The organism is Nostoc cf. edaphicum LEGE 07299 (assembly GCF_015207245.1).
In the GTDB taxonomy this organism is placed as follows: Bacteria; Cyanobacteriota; Cyanobacteriia; order Cyanobacteriales; family Nostocaceae; genus Nostoc; species Nostoc edaphicum_B.
In genome coordinates, this window is sequence record NZ_JADEXF010000998.1 from 1 (window position 1) to 2,607 (window position 2,607).

Genomic DNA, 2,607 nt, shown 5'->3' on the forward strand with positions numbered 1-2,607 from the left:
GATAGGGACGGGTAGAATCAATCTGACTACCGCCTACTTCAATCCATTCAGAATGGGGATGATCTTGAGTGGGGAGGGGACGGCAACGCAGTGCTTGAGACGGTGCAAGGACAATGAAGCGAATACCCTCAGCAACTAGAGCTTCTAAGGTTGCGTAGTCTACAGCAGTTTCTGCTAGCCACATGCCTTCGGGATCACGGCCAAAGCGGGAGCGGAAGTCTTCTTTACCCCAGCGAATTTGGGTATATTTGTCGCGTTCATTCGCCAGAGGCATGATGATGTGATTGTATACTTGCGCGATCGCATTGCCGTGACCATGCAAGCGTTGGCTACTCTTGGCATCCGCCTCTAAAATCCGCTGATAAACTTCCACATCGTAGCGTTCTAGCCACGACATCAGCGTTGGCCCGATATTAAAACTGAAATACTCGTAATTATTGACGATCCCCACCACTTCGCCTTGGTCATTTAAGACTCTGGCAAAAGCATTTGGACGATAGCATTCCCAATGAATCCGCTCATTCCAATCATGGAAAGGTGCAGCGCTCGGTTGGCGTTCAATTGCGTCCAGATAAGGGTTTTCCCTTGGTGGCTGGTAAAAATGACCATGCACCGCCACATAAACACCATTAGCCTTTCTCAGGGGATCGGTTTCTTTGGTGTTATTGGGATCTGAATGTAATGTTAACGTTGAGCCAGAGCTAGCTGGCATTTCAGCAGCAGAAGTCATGTATATTTATCCAAAACAAAAAACTTGCAGTTGCACCGAAAACATTGTGCGTAAACCTTTCTACAATAGTTTGAACACAAAATCCGGTATAAACAACAACTATGAGATCCAACTAAATTTTGACAAAGCTGTTTTATTGTAGTGGGAAATCTGCGTTATCGCACAGCCCTTTCCCTGAAGGCTTAAAGTAATTAGCCATTGAACAAAGGCTCAGTTAAGGGTTTTCTTTTCTTCAGCGTCAATCAAAATTTTAATTGTCTTTTAATATATTAAACCCCATTTTTGATGTAAAATTCTGGCTCAAATTCATACTTTTGCAACAAAAGATTACAAAAACTCATCATATCGCAATCTTATTTTACACAACATCCGCAGCAGTGAACGGAAAACAGTACAATCTCTGAATTGGTCTACAGACGGTTGAGGGTATCCTATGGGAGTAGTGAGTGCTGAGTGCTGTTAGCGATAGCGGGGCGTTTAGCCCGTGCTGAGTAAATGAAAGGAAAGAAGATAAATAGCTAAATATGAATTAAGTTAAAGTTCCTAGTTGGCGTTAAAGCGCTAACCAACTACTAACCATGAAGTATTTTCAGTTAATTATGCTCACTTACTTCACACTCTTTCTTTATTCTTCACTCATAACTCAGCACTCCGATAAGATACCCTCAACTTAAGACAACAAATGTCAACTAAGAACATTATTCTTTTCGTTTTACTACTGTTTATCCCGGTTTCTGTAGCAGCCCACTTTCTGGAGTGGGGAGAATTGATAGTTTTCATTACAGCTGGATTGGCAATTTTGCCCTTAGCAGCTTGGATGGGTACAGCCACAGAAGAAATTGCTGTTGTAGTCGGTCCATCACTGGGGGGCTTGTTAAATGCCACTTTTGGTAATGCTACAGAACTAATCATCGCCCTAGTGGCGCTGAACGCTGGATTAATAAATGTAGTCAAAGCCAGTATCACGGGATCGATTATTAGCAACTTACTACTAGTCATGGGTTTTTCCATGCTTTTGGGAGGACTGCGCTACAAAGAACAGACATTTCAGCCAATTGTGGCGCGGGTGAATGCTGATTCGATGAATTTAGCGGTGATTGCCATGTTGATGCCAACGGCAATGAATTATACCTCTCAAGGAATTAACGAACAAACACTGCAAAATCTTTCTATTGCTGTTGCTGTGGTGTTAATCCTGGTTTATGCCTTAACGCTGCTATTTTCGATGAAAACCCACTCCTATCTATATGATGTGGGTGTAGCGGAGACAGAAGAAGAGGAAACCCCTCATGCTAAACCAAATATGATGTTGTGGGTTGGCGTGTTGCTAGTATGTACCTTGCTAGTGGCAATTGAGTCAGAAATGCTAGTAGATTCTCTAGAAGTGGCCACATCTCAGCTAGGTTTGACGGCGCTGTTTACAGGGGTGATTTTGGTTCCCATCGTCGGTAACGCGGCTGAACACGCCACAGCAGTCACCGTGGCAATGAAAGATAAGATGGATCTTTCCCTTTCGGTAGCTGTGGGATCAAGTATGCAGATTGCCCTATTTGTCGCGCCCGTGTTAGTTATAGCAGGGCGGATATTGGGACAACCAATGGATTTAGATTTCCAACCCTTTGAATTAGTAGCTGTGGTTGCGTCAGTGTTGATTGCAAACAGTATTAGTTCTGATGGTAAATCCAATTGGCTCGAAGGGACTTTATTATTAGCTGCTTATACAGTATTGGGGTTCGCCTTCTACTTCCATCCAGTTATAGAAGGTATCGGGTAGTAGCGCAAGGCGGAAGTCAGCCCCTTTGGGGAAGTCAAAAGTTAACATTGAGCGAAGTCGAAGTATTAAAAGTCAAAAGTCAAGAGTTTTGTATATCAAGGCT

1 protein-coding gene and 1 pseudogene are annotated in these 2,607 nt (G+C 43.3%); one reads left to right on the forward strand and one right to left on the reverse strand.

From position 1 onward, the window contains the following. Positions 1 to 730, reverse strand: a pseudogene (locus tag IQ229_RS23575) (DUF3536 domain-containing protein); the annotation flags it as partial. A gap of 682 nt (positions 731 to 1,412) precedes the next feature. Here IQ229_RS23575 and cax point away from each other — a divergent pair. After that, the gene (cax, locus tag IQ229_RS23580; RefSeq protein WP_194047928.1) at positions 1,413 to 2,504 is read left to right on the forward strand and encodes a calcium/proton exchanger; all 1,092 of its coding nucleotides are present in this window, start codon (positions 1,413 to 1,415) and stop codon (positions 2,502 to 2,504) included. The last annotated feature ends 103 nt before the right edge of the window (positions 2,505 to 2,607 follow it).